This window comes from Desulfuromonas versatilis (genome assembly GCF_019704135.1).
In the GTDB taxonomy this organism is placed as follows: domain Bacteria; phylum Desulfobacterota; class Desulfuromonadia; order Desulfuromonadales; family NIT-T3; genus Desulfuromonas_A; species Desulfuromonas_A versatilis.
Map to the genome: position 1 here is coordinate 3628634 of NZ_AP024355.1, position 17723 is coordinate 3646356.

Sequence of the window (17723 nt, forward strand, 5' to 3'; positions counted from 1 at the left end):
GCCATGCATTACCTGGCCTACGGCTCGAACCTCCACCCCCTGCGCCTGCAGCGGCGCATCGGCGACTGCCGGCTGCTGGGCACCGTCGAACTTGCCCGGTGGGACCTGCGGTTCCACAAGCGGGGCCAGGACGGTTCGGGAAAGTGCAACCTGCTGTTCACCGGGGCCCCGGGCGACAAAGCCTGCTGCGCCCTGTACCGGATCGCCCCGGAGATGAAAAAAACGCTGGACTTTTTTGAAGGGCTGGGTAAAGGGTACGAGACGGGGACTTTTCACCTCGAATTTAAGGGACAACCCATCGAGGCCTTTACCTACCTGGCGATGGATGGCTACGTCAACGCCTCGCTGCGCCCCTTCGACTGGTACCTTGAGCTGGTGCTGCTGGGGATGGAGTACTGCGCTTTTCAGTCTGACTACACCGAACGGTTCGCGGGGATCGAAACCATCGCGGACCACGATCTGGTGCGGGTGAAGGAGCACCGGAAACTTTTGCAGCAGATCAAGGAATTCAACAAGAATTCATCCCCGAATCTTCTCCCGGATGGGCTCTGAGCAGGGGGGCACTGCCGGGAACAGAATCTCACCACGAAGAGCACGAAGAAAAACAACCTCTAAATTTTTCCATGTCCTTCTTCGTGCCCTTCGTGTCCTTCAGCGAGCCAAGCGAGCGGGTGGTGAAACCAGGCTCCCAAGAGACTTATTGCCTGTGTGCGATGGCCGAAATTGGTTGGCCGAGCTCTCCCGAAACCTCTATCTCTAGCCCATCTTACCTGTTGAGCTAGGCTCACTTGCCATGCAAAGGAGGTATCCATGACCACGAAAAAGACCGTTTTCATCACCGGCGCCTCGGCCGGGTTCGGCGCGGCCTGCGCCCGGGCTTTCGCCGGGCAGGGGCACAAGCTGGTGCTGGCCGCCCGCCGCGAGGAGGCCCTGCGGGAGCTGGCCGCGGAGCTGGGCAAAAAATGCCAGGTCCACACCCTGCGTCTCGACGTGCGCGACCGCCGGGCGGTGCAGGCGGCGGTGCAGGGACTGCCGGAGGACTTTAGCGAGGTCGACGTGCTGATCAACAACGCCGGTCTGGCCCTGGGCCTGGAGCCGGCCCACCAAGTCAACCTCGACGACTGGGAGGTGATGGTCGACACCAACATCAAGGGGCTCATGTACTGCACCCGCCTGCTGCTCCCCGGCATGGTGGAGCGCAACCGCGGCCACATCGTCAACATCGGCTCCACCGCCGGCTCCTGGCCCTATCCCGGCGGCAACGCCTACGGCGCCACCAAGGCCTTCGTCGAGCAGTTCTCGCGCAATCTGCGCACCGACCTGCTCGGCAAGCGGGTGCGGGTGAGCTGCATCGCCCCGGGGATGGCCGAGACCGAGTTCTCCAAGGTCCGCTTCAAGGGGGACGAGCAGAAGGCCGCCGGGGTCTACGCCGACACCGAACCGCTGAGCGCCGAGGACCTGGCGGGAATCATCCTCTGGGTGACCAGCCTGCCGCCCCACGTCAACATCAACACCCTGGAGGTCATGTCGGTTTTCCAGAGCTGGGGCCCGCTCGCGGTGCATCGTCAAAGAGAATAGCCATTCCCGCAATTTACGTTGACCTTTCCGAAGCAAGGCCGGTAGTATTCACCCATGCCGCATTCGCAGCGGGCACCGCAATGCGTTTCGCAAAAAAAGCCGGGTCAAAGGCAATGGAGCACGGAGCAGATCTGAAAAGGCGGGATAAAATCTGAGTTTCAGGCGAAGGCTGAATATTCTCACTCAATTCGCCTTCAAGGGCTGTTTTCAGGTTGCGAACAGGTTGCTTTAAAAAATTCAAAGGGGAGATGAATGCCTGAATTCGGCTTGCAGCACCTGGCCATGCTGGCGGTGCTGCTGTTGGTGATCTACGGCGTTATCATGACCATCGACGCCATCCGGCGGCCCGGGCGCCAGTTCAAGGTCGGCAGCAAGTCGTTCTGGATCATCCTGCTGGTCATCTCCAACCCGTTTATTTCGAGGTATTTCGGCAGCCAGTTCCTGCTGCCGGGGCTGGTGGTCTTCCTCGCCGCCAGCATCGGCTACCACGTGGTCAACCTGTGGAAAAACCCCGTCAGCCGCGGGAAGAAAAATTCATCCGGGAGATGAGCGACTCCAGGAAGCCAGGTGCCAAGCCCATGAGCCAGAGCATTTCCCTGCACTACGAATTGACCGAAAAAACCTGGCGCCAGTTCTACGAAGCGCACTACGCCGCGGATCATCACCTGAAGATCCGCTTCTATTTCGGCGCCGCCATGGTCCTCATCGGCTCCATCGGCCTGGGGGGGCTGTTCCCCAACAAGTGGGTGAGTCTGGCGACCCTGCTCTTCGGGTTGTACTGCGTGCTTTCCCGGCAGATCTTCGCGGCGAAATCCATGCGGGGCCTCAAAGGAAACCAGGAGCTGCTCGGGGAGATGTCCATCCGCATCGATGAAACCGGCATCTCCGGCCAGGGACCGGCCTCGAAATTCAAACAGTCGTGGACCAGCATCATCGGTTACCGTCGGGCCAGGCCCGGCTTCATGTTTTACCTGGAAAAAGACCTGTTCTTCTTCATCCCCCGCGCGGCCCTGGCGGGCGACGATGAGCCCCGCCTGCTGGCGCTCATCGATGCCGTCAAGCTCAAGCGGCTGCCGGGCTGAGTGCCGGCCCTTTTTGCGGGCCCGCTCCGCCTCGTGGTATCCTGGCGGTGTAACAAACCACGGACGCGGAGGACCCAATGTTGGAAGGAATCATCGCGGGGCTCCTGATCTGGACGCTTCCCGCGGCCATCGGCTGGACTTGGCACTTGTTGAGCCTGGCCCTGCGGCAAACCAAAAACTGAACCACCCGGCCCCGAGACCTGGCCGGCCCCTTCAAGGCCCCTGGCGCGGGGGAAACCACGGGAACCACGAGCTTTGAATCAGCCGACCGATACCGACATCCCCAAGCGTGACCCCGGCTTGAAAAGCCTGCGCCGTCGCCGCTGGTTTCTTTGGGGGACGATCCTGGTCTACCTGCCGGCGATCTGGACGACGCTCGAACTGACCCACTCGGATCGCGCCGCCGGCAAGGTGTTCGCGGTGTGGCTGGTGCTGGTGCTGGTGGCCAGCGTGCAGGCCGCCTTCGCCCGCTGCCCGGCTTGCGGCAACCATTTTCACATGAACGGCTTCACCCCGCTCTACCTGCGCCGCTGCCTGCATTGCGGGCTGCACATCAGCGGCAGGGTCCGCAACAAGAAGTCCTAGCACGGAGGAAATTTCCCTTGCCCCTGACTTGGCTCATCCTGCTGGTGCTTGCCGGAATCGTCAATTTTGTCTTCAGCTTCCTGATCCTGAAAGAGGTGGCCGGAGAGAACGCCAAGGTGAACTATTTCGAAATCCGCTGGCAGGTGCACAAGCATCTGAAAACCTACAAATCGGCGACCCGTGCCAAAACCGGACGCGTAGGTTCGGCCTACTACGGCTACCTCGGCAGCCTGGGGCTGCTCATCGCCTTCGCCCTGCTGCTGCTCAACTCGCTGGGTCGCTGAAGGGTCGAGTCCGGCCTCCCCGGGAACACCTCTTTGGAGAAACAACCATGCAGATTTGGGTCGATGCCGACGCCTGCCCGAAACCGGTGAAGGAGATCTTGTTCCGCGCCGCACAGAGGGTGCGGGCCCCGCTGATCCTGGTGGCCAACAAGCCGCTGCGCACCCCTGCCTCGCAGCACATCCGCACCATCCAGGTGGCCGCGGGATTCGACGTCGCCGACCAGCGGATCGTCGATCAGCTGCAGGCAGGCGACCTGGTCATCACCGCCGACATTCCCCTGGCGGCGCAGGTAATCGAACGCGGCGGGCACGTGCTCGACCCCCGCGGCGAGGCTTACACCCGGGACAACATCCAGGAACGCCTGACCCTGCGCAATTTCATGGACGAGCTGCGCGGCAGCGGTGTGGATACCGGCGGCCCCGCGGCCTACAGCCAGAGCGACCGCCAGGCCTTCGCCAACCGGCTCGACAGCTTTTTGACCCGCCATCTCGGCGCCTGAAGCGCCGCCCCCCTCCCCGGACCCCATGGACCGCTCGTCGAAAAACCGCCTGACCGAACGCCAGCTGGAACTGTTTCCCGGCGCCACCCTTTTCGAGCGCATCGCCAGGGCCGTCTGCCACGCCGGCTGCCTGCCGCGCAAGGAACTCTACGAGGCCTGGGAGGTGGCCCGCCGGGTGCGGCGCCGATTCCGGGGCGGGCGGGTGGTGGACCTGGCCTGTGGTCACGGGCTGCTGGCCCACATTCTGCTGCTGCTCGACGACAGCTCCCCCGAAGCGCTGGCCGTGGATTGCCGCATCCCGGAAAGCGCCGCCAGGCTTGCCGGCGCCCTCAGCGCCCAATGGCCGCGATTGGCCGGCCGGGTGCGCTTTGTCCAGAGCCCCCTTGAAGATGTCCCTCTCCAGGCCAACGACCTGGTCGTTTCGGCCCACGCCTGCGGCCCCCTCACCGACCTGGTGCTGGGCCGGGCCGCGGAGGCCGGCGCGCCGCTGGCGGTGCTCCCCTGCTGCCACGACCTGGAGCGCTGCGACACCGGCGGCCTGCTCGGCTGGCTCGAGGGCCCGCTGGCCGTCGATGTCGTGCGAGCCGCCAAGCTCAGTGCGGGGGGATACCAGGTCGTCACCCAAAAGATCCCCGGCGACATCACTCCGAAAAACCGCCTGCTCATGGCCTGGCGCCCCTGAGGAAGGGGCCGCGTCTTGCGGCGCCCGCGCAAACGCGCTAATCTTGGCCGATGAAACCCTGGCTGGTCTACATCCTGCGCTGCGCCGACGGAACGCTTTATACCGGCATCACCAACGACCTGGAGCGTCGCCTGGCCACCCACGCGGCAGGGCGCGGCGCCCGTTACACCCGGGGGCGGCTCCCGGTGGAACTGCGCTATTGCGAGGCGGCGCCCTCGCGCGGCGCGGCCACCCGCCGCGAGGCCGAGATCAAAAGGCTGCCCCGGCGCGCCAAGCTGGAGATGACCGCCGCTCCGGCACCAGGCCGAGACAGGTTGGAATATCCCCCCCTTCAGGAGGCAGACATGTTCCGCAAACAAGACTCCCGGGGCTACTCGACCCCCATCGCCAAAATCCGCCAAAAAACCCTGGTCCACGGCGAAAAGACGCTGCTGGCCGAGTTCCGGCTCGACAAGGGGGCGGTGCTCCCCGACCATCGCCACCCCCACGAACAGACCGGCTACCTGGTGACAGGACGGATGGAGCTGACCATCGGCGGCCAGCCACACCTGGTCGAACCGGGCGATAGCTGGTGCATCGCCGGCAACACCCCGCACAGCGCCCTGGCGCTGGAGGATTCCGTCGCCGTCGAGGCCTTCTCGCCGGTGCGCGAGGACTACCTGCCGCAGGGAGAATAGTGTCCCGCCCCGCTACTTCTGGCGCAGCAGTTCGCCTACCGCCCTGTCGATGAAGAACACGCCGCTGCCGGCCTCGCCGATGATCTTGATCTTGTCGAGCACCTGCTGGAAGAGGTACTCCTCCTCGTGCTGCTCGGCCACGTACCACTGCAAAAAGTTGAAGGTGGAGAAATCCTGCTCCTTAAAGGCGGCGGCTACCAGTTCGTTGATCTTGCCGGTGATGAAGCACTCGTGCTCGTAGACCTTCTGGAACAGCTCGCCCACCGACTTGTATTCGCTCGGCGGCGCCTTGATCTCGCCGATCAGGGCCATGGCGCCGGTTTCGTTGACGTAGTTGAACAGCTTGTGCATGTGCCCCATCTCCTCCTCGGCGTGGGCGCGCAGAAAGGCATGGCAGCCGTCGAGCCCCTTGAGGTCGGCCCAGGCGCTCATCTGCAGGTAGAGGTTGGAGGAGTAGAACTCGAGGGTGATGTGCTCATTGAGCCGCTTGACCATGTTCTTGCTCAGCATAATACGCTCCTTTCGTAATGCCTGATTCCGCGGGTTCAAGGCGGGAAAAGAGGGGAAGTGCGCTATTGCCGGGTCCAAATGCACGGATCAGGTAATCGTCGTTCCCGCCTGTCAGTCCAGTATACGCGGCATTCGCCTCCCCGCCAGCGCGGGCCTGGCGAAGCCGACGAGCAGCGGCCTGAGCCGCCACCCGGACAGCGGCCCTTCCGCCACGTCTTGACTTTTCGGCAACCGCCGCAGGAAAATGACGAGAGTTGCCCTGGGCCGTTAACTTGGGCCAGTCATTTTTTCTTCCGCCCGGCGGACCTGTTTAACCTAACCCCCTATAGACAAGGCATCTGGCTCCATGCTCGATTTCGAAGAACTGGAAAAAGGCTTCACTGAAGAGGAGGCGATCGCCGAGGCGAGTCGCTGCCTGCAATGCAAAAACCCGCTCTGCGTGCAGGGCTGCCCCATCCATAACCGCATCCCCGAGTTCATCCAGGCGATCCGCTCGCGCAACTACGCCGAGGCGATCAAGCTGATCAACGAACGCAGCAACCTGGCGGTGATCTGCGCCCGGGTCTGCCCGCACAGCGACCAGTGCGAGGGGGCCTGCGTGCTCGACAAAAAGGGCAAGGGGATCAAGATCAGCAAACTGGAGCGGTTTCTCGCCGACAAGGAGATGGAACTCTCCCTCAACCGGGTCATGGAAAAGGTGGCCGTGATCGGCAGCGGCCCCGCGGGCCTGACCGTCGCCGGCATCCTGGCCAGGGAGGGGTACCGCGTCACCGTCTTCGAAGCCCGCCCCCTGCCCGGCGGGGTGCTGCGCTACGGCATCCCCGAATACCGGCTGCCCAAGCAGATGGTCGACAAGCAGATCGAGATCATCCGCAACCTGGGGGTGCGCATCGACACCGGGGTGGTGATCGGCGAGGCGCTGACCCTCGACCAGCTCTTCAGCATGGGCTACAAGGGGATCTTCATCGGCACCGGGACCGGCCTCTCGCGCAAGCTCGGAGTACCGGGCGAGGATCTGCCGGGCTCCATGCAGGCGATCTACTTCCTGGAGACGGTGGAGCTGGTGCGCGAGAGCCGCCTGCCGGCCAGCCACCTGCCGATCCGCGAGGGGGACCGGGTGATCGTGGTCGGCGCCGGCAACGTGGCGGCCGACGCCGCCCGCACCGCCCTGCGCATCGGCGCCGCCTCGGTGGACGTGGTGGACATCATGGCCGAGAGCGAACGGCGCGCCAGCGACAAGGAGTACTTCGAGGCCCTCCATGAGGGGGCGAAATTCCAGTTTCAGACCAGCGTCGCGCAGATCCACGGCGACAGCCGGGTCACCGGCGTCACCCTGCAGGGCTTCGCCCCGCGCCAGATCGTCGACGGCCAGAGCCGGTTTTTACCGATTCCCGGCAGCGAGCGGGAGCTGCCCTGCGACAAGATCATCGTCGCCATCGGCCAGAAACCCTTCGCCCGCATCGTCTCCACCACCACCGGGATCAAGACCAACGAGCGGGGATATGTCCACACCCAGGCCGAACCCCACTACGGCATGACCACCCGCCCCGGAGTCTTCGCCGCCGGCGACGTGGTCCACGAACCCCAGACCGTCATCCTGGCCATGCGCGAAGGGCGCCGCGTCGCCGAGGCGATGGACACCTACCTGCGCAGCCTGCACCTGTAAAGCGCATCGCCGCGGCAGCCCGGAAAATTTCACCCCATCCCCACCACGACCCTCCCCTTGAAGGGGAGGGAGCTCAACCAAGCAGCGCTGGTGAAGACCTACAAAAAAAGCCCGCACGCGGCGGGCTTTTTTATTTGGTTTCGACTTACGGCTTACGGCTCACCCCTCGGTCAGCACGTGCTCCTCGTAGAGCTGTTCGACCTTGACCTTGTGCCCCTTTTCGACGTCGGCGAAGACGCGCAGCACCTTCTCCAACTCGGGGTCCTGGGCGGCATCGGCGGCGGCGGTATAGAGCTGAAAGGCGTTTTCCTCGGCCTTCATGGCGAAGATGAGAATCTGCTGGTAGTTGAGGTTCGGCTGCAACTCCACGTCGACCAGGTACTTGTCGATATTCATCGCGGGAATGGTGACCGCCTTGTACTGCTGGGCCTTCTCGACGCTCATCTGGCCGAACACTTCCTTGTGCCTGGCCTCTTCGGCGGCCATCGACTCGAACATCTTGCGCGCCGCGATGCTGGTCGACATGCCGGCGGCGGTTTTATAGAGCTGGAAGGCCTCTTCCTCCTTCTTGACGGCGAAGCGGATCACTTCATCAAGGGTCACAAACGCCATGGAGTTCTCCTTCGGCAGTCCCCCGAAAATCGGGGGCCGGTGATTCTCACTACAGGGGAAATGGCTTCCCGGGGCGAAATGCAAGGTTACCGCATCTGCGGCGAATGGCAACCCTGGCCGGCAAAATGGCCCGGTGGCCAACATGGCGCTTCCCCTGGCCCCGCTGAGGCTGCTACTATGGAGCAGTTGCAACGCCGCGATTGCCAACCGCCCCGAACCAGCCCACACACGAGGATCGCCCCGACCATGGACCCCCATCTGCTGGCCACCTACCTGCTCGCCATCACCGTGCTGACCGTCACCCCGGGGCTGGATACCCTGCTGGTGATCCGCAACACCGCCAGGGGCGGCCTGCGCGACGGCGCGGTGAGCAGCCTGGGCATCTGCTCGGGGCTGTTCGTGCACGGCGCGGTCTCGGCGGTGGGCATCTCGGTGATCCTGCTGCAGACCGCCTGGGCCTTCAGTTGCCTGAAACTGGCCGGGGCCTGCTACCTGGTCTGGCTGGGGGCGAGCAACTGGCGGGACGTCCTGCGCCGCCGCTCGGCGCTGGCCGGCAGCATCGAGGCCGCCAGGGCCGGGGAGTTCAAGGCCCTTCGCTCGCTGAAGGAAGGGTTTCTGTCCAACGTGCTCAACCCCAAGACGGCCGTCTTCTACCTGGCGTTTCTCCCCCAGTTCATCGACCCCTCGCGCTCGGCCCTGGCCCAGTCGCTGCTGCTGGCCGGCATGCACTTCGCCATCGCCATGCTCTGGCAGTGCCTGCTGGCGCTGATGGTCCGCCAGGCCCGGCAGTGGCTGCTGCGCCCCGCCGCCAACCGGATGTTCGGCGCACTGACCGGGTCGGTGCTGATCTTTCTCGGCCTGCGCCTGGCCGCGGCCCGCTGACCAGCCAAGGAGCTTCCATGACCTTCGAACCCATCGGGGTGGTGCACAGCCCCTTCAAGACCATCGAGGAGATGCCGATTCAGCCGGCCGGGGCCGACGCCGTGGCCGGGACCATCGAAATCCGCCCGGATCTGGTCGAAGGATTGCGGGATCTCGACGGCTTCTCCCACCTCTTCGTCATCTATCATTTCCACCAGGTCCGCCAGACCCAGCTGACCGTGACCCCCTTTCTCGACACCAGGCCCCACGGCGTGTTCGCCACCCGGGCCCCGAAGCGCCCCAACCCCATCGGCCTGTCGGTGGTGCGGCTGGCAGGCATCGAGGGGAATTTGCTGCATATCGAAAACCTGGACATGCTCGAGGGCACGCCGGTGCTGGACATCAAGCCCTTCGTCCCCGAGTTCGACCAGCCCGAGCAGGTCAGGACCGGCTGGCTGGAGGCCGCGCGCGGCCGGGTGCTGAACCAGAAATCCGATCGCCGCTTCGAATAGGCCCGATCCCCCTCTCCCCGGAGAAGCCGCCCATGCCGACCCGTGCCGAGACCCTGGAGAGCTGCCGCGACGCCCTGACCGCCAACGGCTTCGAGGCCTTCCTCGCCCCGTCCCCGCAGCAGGCGGCCGAGCTGTTCTTTCAGGAAATCCTGCCGAAACTGCGGCCGCAGACGGTCTCCTGGGGCGATTCGCTGACCCTGGAGACGACCGGCGTGCTGCAGCGGCTTGAGGGGCGGGCGGGGATCGAGCTGATCAAAAGCTTCGAGCAGGGGGTGCCCTGGCGGGAGATCATCGAGCGCCGGCGCCGGGCCCTGCTCAGCGACCTGTTTCTGACCGGAAGCAACGCCGTTACCGGTTGCGGGCAGCTGGTCAACCTCGACATGATCGGCAACCGCACCGCTGCCATCGCTTTCGGGCCGAAGAAGGTGGTCATCTTCGCCGGCCGCAACAAGCTGGTTCCCGACCTCGAGGGCGCCATGGCGCGGATTCGCCACCACGCGGCACCGGCCAACGCCGGCCGTCACCGTTTCGCCACCCCCTGCGCCACCACCGGCCACTGCCACGACTGCACCTCGCCGCAGAGGATCTGCAACAACTGGTCGGTGATGGCCAAATCCTATCCGCAGGGGCGCATCAAGGTCGTTCTCATCGACGCGGAGTTGGGATTGTAAGCCTGCCAAAATCGCCCGGGAGGCCTTATGAAAAAGCTCTCTGCCAGCCTCGGCCCGTTCATCGCCGGCGCCGCCCTGGTCGCCGCCCTGGCGGCCATGGTCGCCATCTGCCTCCATTCCCTGGAGGAGATCCACTACCTGAAGCGCTTTTTCCCCCGTGCATTTACCGTCCAGGAGGTCTTTTACGCCAGCGCCGTGGAGTTGGTCAAAGTCCTCATCCTGCTGATCCCCCTGCTGACGGTCATCGGCCTGGCGCTCTATTTTCTGCGCCATCGGGGCGGAAAATAACCGCGGCGGCGCCCCGGAAAACGCAAAAGGGAGAGGCCTGGGCCTCTCCCTTTTGACGTTTTGCAGCGAATCGAACCGATTACATGAATTCGGCGCGGCGGTTTTTGGACCAGGCGTCTTCGGTGCTCCCCTGCAGGGCGGGGCGCTCTTCGCCGTAGCTGATGATCTGGATGCGGTCGGCGCTGACGCCGAGGGTCACCAGGTAGTTGCGGGTGGCCACGGCGCGACGCTCGCCGAGGGCCAGGTTGTAAGCGTCGGAGCCGCGCTCGTCGGTGTGGCCTTCGATGGTGATGCGGGAGCCGGCATTGGACTTGAGCCACTGGGCGTTTTTCTGCAGGGTGGCGCGGGCCTCGTCACTGAGCAGGACCGAATCGAACTCGAAGTAGATCGCCTGCATGCCGGTCTGGGCGTTGCCGACCATCAGGTCGCCGGTGGCGTTCTGGTTGAAGTTGCTGTTTTTGCTGCTGTCCTGGGTGTCGGCGAGAGCCGGCTGAGCAGTGGGCAGGGTTTCGGTCACTTTGGGTTTTTTGGCGCAACCACTGGCCAGCAGGGCGCAGCAGAGGGCGAGAACCAGGGATACAGTCGCTTTTTTCATTGTGATGCAGTCCTTTCTTTTCTGTCGTTCGACGGTTGAGTTGGCGGCCTTGCCGCACTGGAAAACGGGTTTGTATATTATCGGGCGAGACGTTCCGGCGGCGACAATCGCGCGCGTCCAGGAACGACGACGGCCGGCGGCGGCACTGCCGCCCGCCCGATGGGTAACTCTGTCTGTCGGTTGAAATGGGGCGCCGATTTCACGGCGGTCCCTGGCCGGAGGGGCCTAGGCTGGTGGTATGAACGATTTGAGATAGACCTCGGGAAGGGCCTCCACGGGGGCGGGGAGGTAGACGGTCGGGGTCTGGGGGACGAACAGGGGGGGCGAGAATATTTCCACCACCACGGGCGCGTCGCTGAGAAAGCGCTTGTGCTTGAAGCCGGGGGCACCGGGCTTGATGTCACCGTCCGCGATATAAGCGGTCTGCGAGATGTACTGCTGAACCGGTTCAACAAAAACCGGATGGCTCACGCTCCCCAGGCGAATCGCCAGCAGAGCGAGGACCAGAATCAGTGCACAACCTTTTTTTGACAGCGGACGAAAATGCATGGCAACGATACAGTAAATATAAGGGGCATGGCGGCAATCGGCGCATAATAAAATCCCTTTTACAATCTTTGTCAACAGGAATTTTACAAGCCGCATCCTGCCTGCATTCGCGGCCGCAAAAAGTGTCCGGCAGCGGGCCGCCGCCGGACAAACTCGTCTTTTCCCGTGCCCCGCAGCCAAGTGCCCCCGGAGCAACCCCCGAGGGGCACTGGAAAAAAATGGGCCGGCTCCCCTGCCCGGAGCGGGCCCGTTTTCCCTCCTGCATTCAATCCGCCTACCTTCCTGTCACGGCAAACCACGACCCAGTGGGCGAGGTGACAAACACCAACGGCGCGAAGCAGGGATCGGGCAGATCGAGCAGGGCCCTGATCTTGGCATCCCCGTTGCGCGGGTCACCGATCATCCGGGTGTCCTGCATCTGGGTGAACACATTTTCCACCACCACGGTTTCATCCTCGCCGAAAGTCAGGCAGCTGACCGCCGCGAGGAAGAATGCCGCCGGGTTGAACCCGAAGCCGGGCTCGGTGTCGGGGATGATCAACCCCTCCACCTCGACTTCGAGCATGCCGTTGGCCTTCAACTCGCCCTCGGCTTCCTCCAGCACCCAGGGGCGGCCCCCACCGTTGATCTCGCGGATGGGGTTCAGGTCGCCCAGAAACGGTCCGCTCACCCCGACCATGGATTCAAACTCGAGGATTTCCGTGTCATCATTGAACTCGTCGTCCATCTGTGCAAATGCTGCCGGTCCGGCGAATGCCAGACAAAGCAGCATCGTACCTACCCAGAACATCAAGCGTCTCATGATTTTCCTCCTCTCTTCAGCACGTGCCCGGTTGAGGAACGTTCCCAGGCGCATAACCTGCCGGGCAGGCGTCCTGATTCACATTCTACACCCGAAGGGATTTCTAATACAGACCAGGAGAACCCACCGCCGGGAAACAGGTGCGCCATTTTTTTGACTTACCCCCTGCAACCGGCCTCCCAGGGCAGCCAGCAGCCGTCCGCGGGGCGAATTCTGGAAAAATCGCCTACCGCTTTTCAGCAGGTGCAATTCTTGCTTGTCATTGAATACCGTTTCCCCGAATCTAATTCCAATCCCCCGAAGGGGCCCGGCGAGGTGGGCGCGTGGAGCAAAATATCATCATCAAGTTCCTGGACGGCCAGACCATCGAGGCGACGCTGGCCGAGCCGTTGAAATCATCCAGCAGCGACGCCGAGGTGACCCTCAAAGAGAACGGCATCCGTCTCTGCTATTCTCTCTACGACATCTGCTGCATCTATCTGCTGGGCAAGGCCAACTGGTCGATGCCCCCGCAGCCGAACGAGGTCCTCGAGGAGGTGGAAACCACCACCGGCGACTACTACCAGGTGCGCACCCACGGCAACAAGAAATCGCCCAACGGTTTCTACGGGTTCCCCACCGACCGCGACGCCCCCTTCAAAAGCATCTTCTTCTGCACCAACGGCGTGCGCATGCGGCACCAGCAACGGCCGCTCGGCGACATTCTGCAGGAGCAGGGGGCGGTGACCCCCAAGGCCGTCAAGGAGGTGCTCGAAGAACAGAAAAAGCTGCGCGAGAAGAAAGTCGGCGAGATCCTCGCCGAGGCCAACAACCTGCCCCAGGAGGCCGTGGAGAACACCCTTTCGAGCGCCAATCAAAGCGGCAAGATCCCGAAAAACGCGCGCATCGGCGACATCCTCATCGCCGCCGGCCTGGTGACCCGCGAGCAGGTCGAAGAGGCCTTGTCGAGTCAGCAGCAGGGGAAGAAAAAACGGGTCGGCGAACTGCTCATCGACAAGGGGCTGATCACCGAGGACCAGCTGCTCACCGCCCTGGCCACCAAGTTCGGCATGCGCATGGTCGACCTGGAGAAGGTATCCCCCAGTCCCGAAGCGCTCAACGCCATCCCCTTCGAAACCGTCCGCCAGCTCAAGATCCTGCCCCTCGAGGCGCACCGCAACCGCCTGGTGGTAGTCACCTCCCAGCCCACCGACCCCACCATCGGCGACAGCCTGCGCTTTTCCACCAACCGCAGCATCGAACTGGTGGTGGCCAACAGCAAGCAGATCGAAGCGGCGATCCAGAACTACTACGTCAAGAGCGAGGACCAGGTCCAGGACCTGATCAGCGAGATGTCCGACGACATCGTGACGGTGGAGGAGGAGGCCTCCGACGACGCTCGGTTCAGCGAATCGGACTCGCAGATCATCAAACTGGTCAACAAGCTGCTGCTCGAGGCCTACCAGAGAGGGGTTTCGGACATCCACGTCGAACCCGGCATGGGCAAGCAGCCGGTAAGGGTGCGCTACCGCATCGACGGGGTCTGCCAGATCGCCCACCAGATCGCCGCCACCTACCAGAACGCCATCATCTCGCGCATCAAGATCATGGCCAAGCTCGACATCGCCGAGCACCGCAAGCCGCAAAGCGGCAAGATCCTGCTGCGCCAGGAAAGGCGGATGCTCGAATACCGCGTCGAGGTCACCCCCACCGTGGGCGGCAAGGAGGACGCGGTGCTGCGCCTGCTGGCCAACTCCAAGCCGCTGCCGCTGGACAAGATGGGCTTTTCCACCCCCAACCTCAAAGGGTTTCGCGAGATTCTCGCCAAGCCCTACGGCATCATCCTCTGCGTCGGCCCCACCGGCTCGGGCAAGACCACCAGCCTGCACTCGGCCCTGGGGCACATCAACACCGCCGAGCGCAAGATCTGGACCGCGGAGGACCCGGTGGAGATCACCCAGCAGGGGCTGCGCCAGGTGCAGGTCCATCCCAAGATCGGCTTCACCTTCGCCGAGGCGATGCGCTCGTTTCTGCGCGCCGACCCCGACGTGATCATGATCGGCGAAATGCGCGACCCCGAAACGGCCAAGACCGCCATCGAGGCCTCGCTCACCGGCCACCTGGTGTTCAGCACCCTGCACACCAACAGCGCCCCGGAAACCGTCGTGCGGCTCATCGAGATGGGGATGGACCCGTTCAACTTTTCCGAGGCGATGCTCGGCATTCTCGCCCAGCGCCTGACCCGCCGGCTCTGCCCCGACTGCCGCGAGAGCTACCAGCCCAGCCGCGAGGAGTACGACGAGCTGGTGCGCGCCTACGGGGCGCGGCGCTTCATCGAGCACGCCATGCCCGACTACAGCGACGAACTCACCCTGATGCGCAGGGTCGGCTGCCCCAAATGCGACAAATCGGGGTACCGGGGGCGCATCGCCATCCACGAACTGATGCTCGGCAGCGAGGCGATCGGCGACGCGATCAAGAAAAACATGCAGGTCAACCAGCTGCGCACCCTGGCCATCGACGAGGGGATGCGCACCCTGCGCATGGACGGCGTCACCAAGGTGTTCCAGGGGCAAACCGACCTCGAGCAGATCCTGCGCGTCTGCGCCTGAACCCGGCTCCCGACAACCCTTCCCGGCGGCCCCCGTGGGCCTGCCCGCCCCCGGTCCCCTTGCCGGGGGCTTTTTTTTTCGAAAAATTTTTTGAAATCCCCCTTTGGGTTCGCCCCCATTTCCCCCTTTGAAATCTCCCCAATCACCTGTTATCCTTTCGGTTCGCCAGAGCTTTTTTCATCCGGAGCACTCAATGAATGCCAACGAGCTGAAAACCCTGCTGACCGCCCTGAGCGCCGGAGAGATTTCCGTCGCCGAGGGGCTGGAAAAGCTGCGCACCCTCCCCTTCGAGGATATCGGCGTGGCGATGATCGACCACCACCGCGAACTGCGCCAGGGGGTCCCCGAGGTGGTGCTGGGCGAAAGCAAGAGCGCCGGGCAGGTCTTTTCCATCGTCGAGTGCATGGCCGAGCGGGGCCGCAACATCCTGGTGACCCGCCTCGGCGCGGATAAGGTCGAGCCGCTGCTCACCCGCTTCCCCGACGGGGAGTACGACCCCGACGCGCGCACCTTCTGCCTGGTGCAGAAGCCCATCGAACCCCTCGGCGCGGGCAAGGTCCTGGTGGTCTGCGCCGGCACCTCGGACCTCCCGGTCGCCCGGGAGGCGGCGGTCACCGCCCGCATGCTCGGCAACGAGGTGGACGAACTGGTCGACGTGGGCGTGGCCGGCATCCACCGCCTGTTCGCCCGGGCCGACCGGCTGCGCGAAGCCACGGTGGTCATCGTGGTGGCCGGCATGGAGGGGGCGCTCCCCTCGGTGATCGGCGGCCTGGTCTCGGTGCCGGTGATCGCCGTGCCCACCTCGGTGGGCTACGGGGCCGCCTTCGGCGGCGTCGCCGCGCTGCTCGGCATGCTCAACTCCTGCGCCAGCGGGGTGACCGTGGTCAACATCGACAACGGCTTCGGCGCCGCCTTCGCCGCCAGCCGCATCAACCGCCTCGGGGGGCCGAAACCTTGAGCATCCTGTATCTTGACACTTTTTCCGGCATCTCCGGCGACATGTTCCTCGGGCTGATGACCGATCTGGGCGTATCGCTGGAGCAGATCGAGGCCGAGGTGAAAAAACTCCCGGTCCAGGGCTACCGGCTGTCCTGCCGCCGGGAACAGCGCACCGGCATCGAAGGGACCCGCGTCGAAGTCGCCTGCGAGGAGCAGCACCACCACCGCACCTGGGCCGACATCGACCGCATGCTCGCCGAAAGCCCCCTGCTGCCGCCGGTGCGGGAGCTGGCCCGGCGCATCTTCCGGCGCATCGGCGAGGCCGAGGCCAAGGTGCACGGGGTGCCGGTGGAAAAGGTCCATTTCCACGAGGTCGGCGCCGTCGACTCCATCGTCGACGTGGTCGGCGCTGCCGCCGCCCTGCAGCTGCTGGGGGTCGAGCAGGTGCTCTGCTCGCCCCTGCCCATGTCCCGGGGCATGATCAAGACCGCCCACGGCATCTTCCCCCTGCCCGCCCCGGCAACTGTCGAGATCCTGAGCGGCTGCCCGGTCGTCGACGGCGGCTCGGACCGCGAACTGGTCACCCCGACGGGAGCGGCCATCGCTGCCGAGATCGCCGGCTTCGGACCGCTCCCCGAGATGACCCTGGAGCGGGTCGGCTACGGGGTCGGCGGCCGCAAGCTGGCCGACCGCCCCAACCTGCTGCGTGGCCTGCTGGGCAGGGCGAACCCCGGCGCGGAGCTGGAAACCGACCGGGTCACGGTGCTCGAGACCCATCTCGACGACGCCAACCCCGAATGGCTGGGGGCACTGCTCGAGAGCCTGCTCGCCGCCGGCGCCCTCGACGCGGCCTTCGCGCCGCTGCAGATGAAGAAAAACCGCCCCGGGGTCCGGGTCACGGTGGTGGCGCCGCCGGCCGAAGCCCCGGCCCTGACCCGGCTGCTGCTGCGCCAGAGCAGCGCCATCGGCGTGCGCAGCTACGAGACCCGCCGCTTCAAGCTGCGCCGCGAAGCCCGCACCGTCACCACCGACCTGGGCGAAGCCGAAGTCAAGCTGCTCTTCGAGGGCGAGAAGCTGGTGCGGGTCACCGCCGAGTACGAAAGCTGCCGGGCCCTGGCCGCGAAGAGCGGCCTTCCCCTGCCGGAGGTCTACCGCATCGTCGAACGCGCCGCGGACCTGGCCTTCCCGACCACTGACCACTGACCACTGGATACTGCCTTTATGCGCCGCTTCATCCTGTTTCTCTCCAGCAACGCCGGGCTCGGCTATTCTCCCTTCGCCCCCGGCACCGTAGGCACCCTGGCCGGCATCCCGGCCTTTTTCCTGCTCGCCCCCCTGCCGCCCTGGCTGTACCTGACGACCTGGCTGGGGCTGCTGTTCCTCTCCTTCTGGGCCGCGGGGGAAGCGGGCAAGATCTACGGGGTGGTCGACGACGGGCGCATCGTCATCGACGAGCTGGTGGGCTACCTGGCTACCGTAGCCTTCCTGCCCTTCTCCTGGAGCGCGGCCCTGCTCGGTTTTTTCCTCTTCCGCTTTTTCGACATCGTCAAGATCCCCCCGGCCCGCTGGTTCGACCAGAAGCTGAAAAACGGCTACGGCGTGGTCCTCGACGACGTGGCGGCGGGCATCTACGGCGCGATCGCACTGCGGTTGGTGCTGTATTTCATGGATTGATGGCCCGTGCGGGGTGGATACAACCAGGGGCCAAGGGCTGGGGGTAAGGGGTTGGTGGTTTTACG

23 protein-coding genes and 1 pseudogene are annotated in these 17723 nt (G+C 64.5%); 19 read left to right on the forward strand and 5 right to left on the reverse strand.

Annotated elements, in window-relative coordinates; all coding sequences use genetic code 11:
* Window positions 1-3 precede the first annotated feature (3 nt).
* The 10 genes and pseudogenes from DESUT3_RS16255 (at window position 4) to DESUT3_RS21365 (ending at window position 5388) form a co-directional block, all read left to right on the forward strand.
* Window positions 4-552: a gamma-glutamylcyclotransferase family protein gene (locus DESUT3_RS16255; RefSeq protein ID WP_221249518.1), complete on the forward strand. Its 549-nt coding sequence runs from the start codon at window positions 4-6 to the stop codon at window positions 550-552.
* A gap of 258 nt (window positions 553-810) precedes the next feature.
* Window positions 811-1578 (forward strand): SDR family oxidoreductase, encoded by a 768-nt coding sequence (locus tag DESUT3_RS16260; RefSeq protein ID WP_221249519.1) that lies wholly within the window; start codon window positions 811-813, stop codon window positions 1576-1578.
* Between the two features lie 252 nt (window positions 1579-1830).
* On the forward strand, window positions 1831-2127 hold the full coding sequence (locus tag DESUT3_RS16265) for a hypothetical protein (RefSeq protein WP_221249520.1): 297 nt from the start codon (window positions 1831-1833) through the stop codon (window positions 2125-2127).
* A 29-nt stretch (window positions 2128-2156) separates the two neighbouring features.
* Window positions 2157-2660, forward strand: coding sequence for a YcxB family protein (locus DESUT3_RS16270; RefSeq protein WP_221249521.1), 504 nt, complete (start codon window positions 2157-2159; stop codon window positions 2658-2660).
* A 255-nt stretch (window positions 2661-2915) separates the two neighbouring features.
* Complete coding sequence (locus DESUT3_RS16275) at window positions 2916-3245, forward strand: hypothetical protein (RefSeq protein ID WP_221249522.1); 330 nt, start codon at window positions 2916-2918, stop codon at window positions 3243-3245.
* Between the two features lie 17 nt (window positions 3246-3262).
* Window positions 3263-3529, forward strand: coding sequence for a hypothetical protein (locus DESUT3_RS16280; RefSeq protein WP_221249523.1), 267 nt, complete (start codon window positions 3263-3265; stop codon window positions 3527-3529).
* 47 nt (window positions 3530-3576) lie between these two features.
* Window positions 3577-4029 carry a YaiI/YqxD family protein gene (locus tag DESUT3_RS16285; RefSeq protein WP_221249524.1) on the forward strand — a complete coding sequence of 151 codons (453 nt, stop codon included), beginning with the start codon at window positions 3577-3579 and terminating at the stop codon, window positions 4027-4029.
* A gap of 25 nt (window positions 4030-4054) precedes the next feature.
* Entirely contained in the window at window positions 4055-4711 is a 657-nt protein-coding gene (locus DESUT3_RS16290; RefSeq protein ID WP_221249525.1) for a methyltransferase, read from the forward strand.
* Window positions 4712-4761: 50 nt separating this feature from the next.
* Window positions 4762-5007 (forward strand): annotated as a pseudogene (locus tag DESUT3_RS21360) (GIY-YIG nuclease family protein); the annotation flags it as partial.
* Window positions 4993-5388 carry a cupin domain-containing protein gene (locus DESUT3_RS21365; RefSeq protein ID WP_404827052.1) on the forward strand — a complete coding sequence of 132 codons (396 nt, stop codon included), beginning with the start codon at window positions 4993-4995 and terminating at the stop codon, window positions 5386-5388. The pseudogene DESUT3_RS21360 and the gene DESUT3_RS21365, both read left to right, overlap by 15 nt.
* A gap of 12 nt (window positions 5389-5400) precedes the next feature.
* Here the strand turns inward: DESUT3_RS21365 and ftnA are convergent, their stop codons facing one another.
* Window positions 5401-5898: a non-heme ferritin gene (ftnA, locus tag DESUT3_RS16305; RefSeq protein WP_221249526.1), complete on the reverse strand. Its 498-nt coding sequence runs from the start codon at window positions 5896-5898 to the stop codon at window positions 5401-5403.
* A 346-nt stretch (window positions 5899-6244) separates the two neighbouring features.
* Between ftnA and DESUT3_RS16310 the strand changes: the two genes are divergently transcribed.
* The gene (locus DESUT3_RS16310) at window positions 6245-7564 is read left to right on the forward strand and encodes an NAD(P)-dependent oxidoreductase (RefSeq protein ID WP_221249527.1); all 1320 of its coding nucleotides are present in this window, start codon (window positions 6245-6247) and stop codon (window positions 7562-7564) included.
* A 159-nt stretch (window positions 7565-7723) separates the two neighbouring features.
* On the opposite strand, the gene DESUT3_RS16315 is transcribed toward DESUT3_RS16310, so the two are convergent.
* Entirely contained in the window at window positions 7724-8176 is a 453-nt protein-coding gene (locus DESUT3_RS16315) for a ferritin family protein (protein WP_221249528.1), read from the reverse strand.
* Between the two features lie 246 nt (window positions 8177-8422).
* On the opposite strand from DESUT3_RS16315, the gene DESUT3_RS16320 reads away from it, so the two are divergent.
* From DESUT3_RS16320 to DESUT3_RS16335, 4 genes are read left to right on the forward strand one after another with little or no spacing between them, the layout of a single operon-like run.
* A complete protein-coding gene (locus tag DESUT3_RS16320) occupies window positions 8423-9058 on the forward strand; it encodes a LysE family translocator (protein ID WP_221249529.1) in 636 nt (211 codons plus the stop codon).
* Window positions 9059-9075: 17 nt separating this feature from the next.
* Window positions 9076-9549, forward strand: a complete 474-nt coding sequence (gene tsaA / locus DESUT3_RS16325) for a tRNA (N6-threonylcarbamoyladenosine(37)-N6)-methyltransferase TrmO (RefSeq protein ID WP_221249530.1) — start codon at window positions 9076-9078, stop codon at window positions 9547-9549.
* Window positions 9550-9581: 32 nt separating this feature from the next.
* Window positions 9582-10220 (forward strand): lactate utilization protein, encoded by a 639-nt coding sequence (locus tag DESUT3_RS16330; protein ID WP_221249531.1) that lies wholly within the window; start codon window positions 9582-9584, stop codon window positions 10218-10220.
* Between the two features lie 27 nt (window positions 10221-10247).
* Entirely contained in the window at window positions 10248-10508 is a 261-nt protein-coding gene (locus DESUT3_RS16335; protein ID WP_221249532.1) for a hypothetical protein, read from the forward strand.
* Between the two features lie 79 nt (window positions 10509-10587).
* Here DESUT3_RS16335 and pal read toward each other — a convergent pair whose 3' ends face one another.
* The 3 genes from pal to DESUT3_RS16350 all read right to left on the reverse strand — a co-directional run bounded on the left by pal (window position 10588) and on the right by DESUT3_RS16350 (window position 12454).
* Complete coding sequence (pal, locus tag DESUT3_RS16340) at window positions 10588-11103, reverse strand: peptidoglycan-associated lipoprotein Pal (RefSeq protein ID WP_221249533.1); 516 nt, start codon at window positions 11101-11103, stop codon at window positions 10588-10590.
* A 225-nt stretch (window positions 11104-11328) separates the two neighbouring features.
* Window positions 11329-11574, reverse strand: a complete 246-nt coding sequence (locus DESUT3_RS16345; protein ID WP_221249534.1) for a hypothetical protein — start codon at window positions 11572-11574, stop codon at window positions 11329-11331.
* Window positions 11575-11926: 352 nt separating this feature from the next.
* Window positions 11927-12454, reverse strand: a complete 528-nt coding sequence (locus DESUT3_RS16350) for a hypothetical protein (protein WP_221249535.1) — start codon at window positions 12452-12454, stop codon at window positions 11927-11929.
* A gap of 323 nt (window positions 12455-12777) precedes the next feature.
* On the opposite strand from DESUT3_RS16350, the gene DESUT3_RS16355 reads away from it, so the two are divergent.
* From DESUT3_RS16355 to DESUT3_RS16370, 4 genes are all read left to right on the forward strand, one after another.
* Complete coding sequence (locus DESUT3_RS16355) at window positions 12778-15045, forward strand: GspE/PulE family protein (RefSeq protein ID WP_221249536.1); 2268 nt, start codon at window positions 12778-12780, stop codon at window positions 15043-15045.
* Window positions 15046-15238: 193 nt separating this feature from the next.
* The gene (larB, locus tag DESUT3_RS16360) at window positions 15239-16003 is read left to right on the forward strand and encodes a nickel pincer cofactor biosynthesis protein LarB (protein ID WP_221249537.1); all 765 of its coding nucleotides are present in this window, start codon (window positions 15239-15241) and stop codon (window positions 16001-16003) included.
* The gene (larC, locus tag DESUT3_RS16365; RefSeq protein WP_221249538.1) at window positions 16000-17187 is read left to right on the forward strand and encodes a nickel pincer cofactor biosynthesis protein LarC; all 1188 of its coding nucleotides are present in this window, start codon (window positions 16000-16002) and stop codon (window positions 17185-17187) included. The genes larB and larC overlap by 4 nt, the downstream gene beginning before the upstream one ends.
* 18 nt (window positions 17188-17205) lie before the next feature.
* Entirely contained in the window at window positions 17206-17658 is a 453-nt protein-coding gene (locus tag DESUT3_RS16370; RefSeq protein WP_221249539.1) for a phosphatidylglycerophosphatase A family protein, read from the forward strand.
* Window positions 17659-17723: the final 65 nt, after the last annotated feature.